This is a genomic window from Acinetobacter sp. Colony158, from assembly GCF_019264745.1.
Taxonomy (GTDB): domain Bacteria; phylum Pseudomonadota; class Gammaproteobacteria; order Pseudomonadales; family Moraxellaceae; genus Acinetobacter; species Acinetobacter ursingii.
Genome location: NZ_CP078523.1, coordinates 726,303 through 731,479, shown reverse-complemented (window position 1 = coordinate 731,479; position 5,177 = coordinate 726,303). Strand labels below are relative to the sequence as shown.

Genomic DNA, 5,177 nt, shown 5'->3' with positions numbered 1-5,177 from the left:
CAAACTCTCACGAAAACGTTGCATTGCCTGCCCACGATGGCTGATTTTATTTTTTTCTTGCTTACTCATTTCCGCACTGCTGATTCCGAGTTCGGGTAGCCAAAATAACGGGTCATAACCAAAGCCATGTTCGCCACGCGCGGCTTCTAAAATTTCGCCATGCCAGAAACCCTGAAAGATTTGTGGAAGTGGATCTTCTGCATGTTCAACCAAAGCCAATACACAGACAAACATTCCTTCAATCACTTGCCCATTTTGACGAAATGGTTTTAAGTCATTTAAAAGTTTTTCATTATTGGCGGTATCATTGCCATGATTACCCGCATAACGTGCTGAGTAGATACCCGGTGCGCCGTCTAATACAGAAACACAGATACCAGAATCATCGGCAATCGCAGGTTTACCTGAAATTTTGGACGCATGTCGTGCTTTAATAATGGCATTTTCAATAAAGCTCAGTCCATCTTCAATCGCATCTGGGATCTCGAGTTGACCTTGAGGAATGACATCCACGGGAAGTTTTAACTCTGCAAAGAGTTTTTCAAACTCGGTAATTTTACCTTTGTTGTTACTGGCTAGAACTAAAGTACCTTGAGAGAGCCAATGGGGTGCAGACATAATTAAAACTCGAATGAAAAGAGAAAATTAAAAAACAAAAAGCACCCGAAGGTGCTTTAAAATTTGAAGAACTTACTGCGCCTGAATCCATTTATCCGCACGATCAACCGCTTGGCGAATCTGATCTTGGGTTAAATTGGCAGCCAACGCCGTTTTTTTGCTTTGTGACATGTTAATCACTTTATTATCCAACATGCCATCACGAGTCGATAACTCGTACCATTGATAGGCGCCCTGATAGTTTTTCTTTTGCTCTTCCATCATGGCGAGATTATAACTAGCACGGTTGTCACCATTACTGGCTGCTTTTTCAAAGTATTTACGCGCCATCGCTTCATTTTTAGCAACGCCAACACCATCTGCATACATACGGCCGACATTGAGCTGAGCAGGGGATAATCCCTGATCTGCGGCTGCTTTAAACCATGTAAAAGCTTGTTTGTCATCTTTGGCCACATCTTTACCGTATTGGTAATGCGAACCTAAATAAAATTGTGCACCCGCCTGACCCGCTTTAGCAGCTTTCATCAGATCGGTAATCCCCATTGTAGAATAATGTGCAGCTTGTGCTGCAATAGATTGTGGTTGGGCAACGTAATCAGCATGTGCGTGAATACTTAAAAGTCCAACTACTAGTGTGCTGAATAATGTTTTTTTCATAGAGCGCTCACTCGATATATTGCGACTTCACCAAACAAATTAGGGACATGCTTACTTAAAAAGCTCCCTTGCTGATTCCCATTGACGGCAAGTCGATTAATAATCCGAATCTGATTTTCTGCACACAGTGCTTCAAAATCTCGGAAAGTACATAAATGAATATTGGGCGTGTTATACCACATATAAGGTAATGCATCTGAAACAGGCATCATTCCTTTCAAAGCCAAAAACGAGCGCGTCTTCCAGTGCGCAAAGTTTGGAAAAGTAATGATGGCTTGTTTGCCCACTCGCACCATGTCACGTAATAAAACATCTGGTGCATCTACAGCCTGCAAAGCTTGTGCCATGACGACATTGTCAAAAGACTGGTCGGCAAAACGGCTCAAGCCAAGATTCAAGTCTTGCTGAATAATATTTAACCCGCGACTGACCGCAATTGCAATCTTTTCTTGATCAATTTCTAGCCCATAAGCATGAATTTGGTGTTTTTTGCTCATATGAGCCAATAATTCGCCATCGCCACAGCCTAAATCCAGCACACTGGAACCCGGTTTAATCCACTTTTCCGCAAGTTGTTGGTCGATACGCATCAGATCGCCTCCACGTGTGGGGTAGATTTTAAAAGCGCTTCACCGCCTAAAAAAGCTCGTAGCGTTTTTACATAGAGTGGAATAGGAAATAAAAATGAATCATGACCTTGTTCAGCATCGATATCCAGATAAGTCACAGGTTTATGATTGGTAATAAGTGCATCGACAATTTCCTGAGAACGTTCTGGGGCAAAACGCCAGTCCGTAGTAAAGGAAATCACAAGGAAACGACATTGGGTTTGCGCCATTGCTTTAGTCAATGACTGCTCATACTCACGTGATGGGTCAAAATAGTCCAGTGCCTTGGTCATAATCAAATAGGTATTGGCATCAAAATTTCGGCTAAATTGTTCACCCTGATAGCGCAGATAGCTTTCCACCTGAAATTCGACATCAAAGCCATACATAAATTTGCCCGATTTTAAATCACGACCAAATTTTTGTTTCATCGCTTCTTCAGATAAATAGGTGATGTGACCCACCATCCGTGCCAAAATCAATCCGCGTTTTGGGTAGCTATCATTTTCCAGATAACGACCATGATAAAAATCAGGATCAGACAGGATGGATTGGCGCGCGACTTCGTTAAAGGCAATATTTTGTGCAGAAAGTTTGGGGGCGCTGGCAATAATCACACAATTTTTTAAACGATCAGGATAATCTACCGACCACTGTAAAGCCTGCATGCCGCCCAATGACCCACCAATCACCGCATACCAAACATCAATGCCCAGTCGATCTGAAAGCATAGTTTGGGTTTTGACCCAGTCACGGACGGTGACCAAAGGAAAATCTGGGCCGTAAGGACGATTTTCATTTTCAGGATTGGGCGAAGTTGGGCCAGTCGAGCCATTACATCCGCCAATATTATTCAGTGCAACCACAAAAAAATGATTGGTATCAATCGCTTTGCCTGGGCCTATGCAGGCATCCCACCAACCTGATTTTTTGTCATCTTCGTGATGATAACCCGCCGCATGATGATGCCCAGAAAGCGCATGACAAATCAAAATCGCGTTAGATTGATCTGCATTTAAAGTACCATAGGTTTCAACCATCAGTTCGAAACGCGGTAAGCTGCGGCCACATTCTAAATGTAGAGGGTGTTCAAATTGAAACTTTTGTGGAGTGACCAAACCCACGGAGTCAGATGCAAAAGACACGGGAGCGATTCGCCTTCTATCTTTAAACCAATAATAAAGAAAGGATACCATAGGTATCCTTTCAAAAAGAGTGTTTTACGTAGTTTATACAGCGGCAGCGGCCACTTGTTCTGTGCTCAAGACACCTTGTTCAATTAAACGATTGGTTGAGGCCAAAATCGCTTCAATGGATGAGGTCACGGTGTTGTCATGGATTCCTGCTCCAAACGCACTCTTACCTGTTCCTTTGACTTGAATTTCAATCAAGGTCAAGGCTTTGGCGTTGGCACCAGAGCTAATGCTACGTTCTTCATAGTTCAATACATCAATCGGCAATTGAAGCGCATTTAAGAAAGCCGAAATTGGACCATTGCCTTCGCCACGTAATTGTTGGATTTCACCATCAATATCCACTTCGAGTTCAATTGCCTGCGTGCCATTTACATCAGAAAGGCGATAGTTTTTTGCGGTATAGTGCTGCTGTTTAGCATTTACGTAAGTATCTTGGAACAAATTCCAGATTTCTGTTGCACTAATTTCCGTACCGTTGCTGTCGGTGTGTTGTTGCACAATTTGTGAAAATTCAATCTGTAAACGACGCGGCAATACCACGTTGTAGTGAGATTCTAACAAGTAAGCAATGCCGCCTTTACCCGACTGGCTATTGACACGAATGACCGCATCGTAGTCACGACCCAAGTCTTTTGGATCGATTGGCAAGTAAGGCATATCCCAGATTTCTTCGTTTTTCTGGAATTCAAAGCCTTTTTTGATGGCATCCTGATGTGAACCAGAGAATGCTGTGAAGACCAAATCACCCGCATAAGGATGACGTGGATGCACAGGTAAGCCCGTACATTCTTCAATGATGGCAATCACTTCATTGATGTTGGAGAAATCTAACTCTGGCGCAACACCTTGGGTATACATATTTAAAGCAATTGCTGCGACATCAACATTACCTGTACGTTCACCATTACCAAACACGCAACCTTCAACACGGTCTGCTCCTGCCATAATCGCAAGTTCAGAGGCTGCAATCCCACAGCCACGGTCATTATGACAGTGAACAGAAATAATCACCCCATCACGACGGGCAAGATTACGATGCATCCATTCGATTTGGTCTGCATAAACATTTGGTGTTGAGACTTCGACTGTTGCAGGCAAGTTTAAAATCACTTTATTGTCTGCTGATGCTTCCCAGATTTCAGTCACAGCATCGCAAACGTCTTTAGCGACTTCTAATTCTGTAGCAGAAAAACATTCTGGGCTGTACTGAAATACCCATTCTGTTTCAGGATATTGTGCTGCAATTTCTTTAATTTTTTTAGCAGCATTAACCGCTAAAGCTTTAGAGCCATTGGCATCAACATTCAATACTTTTTGACGAAAGGTCGGTGAATTAGCATTATAGATATGCACAATCGCACGTTTCGCACCGACTAAAGATTCAAAAGTCCGCTCAATTAAATGATCACGTGCTTGTACCAACACTTCAATATAGACATCATCTGGAATGTGATTTTCTTCAATCAATTTGCGCGTGAAGTCAAAATCTACTTGAGATGCCGATGGGAAACCAATTTCAATGTGTTTGAAACCAATTTTGACTAACATCTGAAACATTTTAAACTTTTGATCGATGTCCATCGGTTCAAAAATGGCTTGATTACCGTCACGCAAGTCGGTACTCATCCAGATCGGCGCTTTGGTAATTTCGTTATTTGGCCATTGGCGGTCAGGTAAATCGACGCGCTGGTACATACGACGGTATTTTTTGCTTGGATCTGCCAACATCATGAGATAACTCCTTGTTGTAGCGCTTGCTCTATATTTTTTAGGCAACTCACTACTTTATATATGGTGTTTAAATAAAACGATTGAAAGAAAATGATATAAAAATTTTGAGGCCAGTTTACAGGCAAAAAGAGAGTATGCGCGCTTGGCGCAGCATCAGGAGTGTATTCAAATCAGTTGTAGACTTGGAAAAAGCAAAAATGTATTTCATTTCCGTATACCATTAAATAAGCTTAGTGGTTTCACCTGCGTAAAAGATTTTACGACTCATTTGAGTGTAGGTGAAAAACGCCGCATATGCAAAATAATATCTTAAATTTTAATTTGAATAAATGGGAAATATTTCCCTGTTTTTTGCATAATTTGT

The 5,177-nt window shown here is 41.9% G+C and carries 5 protein-coding genes; all 5 read right to left on the bottom strand.

Features of this window, described 5'->3' with window-relative positions; all coding sequences use genetic code 11:
- A partial coding sequence (gene rdgB / locus JR005_RS02765; protein WP_218665518.1) for an RdgB/HAM1 family non-canonical purine NTP pyrophosphatase occupies positions 1–618 on the bottom strand: 618 nt, incomplete at its 3' end.
- A gap of 72 nt (positions 619–690) precedes the next feature.
- On the bottom strand, positions 691–1,278 hold the full coding sequence (locus tag JR005_RS02760; RefSeq protein WP_004991327.1) for a tetratricopeptide repeat protein: 588 nt from the start codon (positions 1,276–1,278) through the stop codon (positions 691–693).
- Positions 1,275–1,868, bottom strand: coding sequence for a methionine biosynthesis protein MetW (gene metW, locus JR005_RS02755; RefSeq protein WP_004991325.1), 594 nt, complete (start codon positions 1,866–1,868; stop codon positions 1,275–1,277). Before metW ends, JR005_RS02760 begins: the two co-directional genes overlap by 4 nt.
- Complete coding sequence (gene metX, locus JR005_RS02750; protein WP_034699061.1) at positions 1,868–3,031, bottom strand: homoserine O-succinyltransferase MetX; 1,164 nt, start codon at positions 3,029–3,031, stop codon at positions 1,868–1,870. Before metX ends, metW begins: the two co-directional genes overlap by 1 nt.
- Before the next feature lie 84 nt (positions 3,032–3,115).
- A complete protein-coding gene (leuA, locus tag JR005_RS02745; RefSeq protein WP_151722583.1) occupies positions 3,116–4,813 on the bottom strand; it encodes a 2-isopropylmalate synthase in 1,698 nt (565 codons plus the stop codon).
- Positions 4,814–5,177 lie beyond the last annotated feature (364 nt).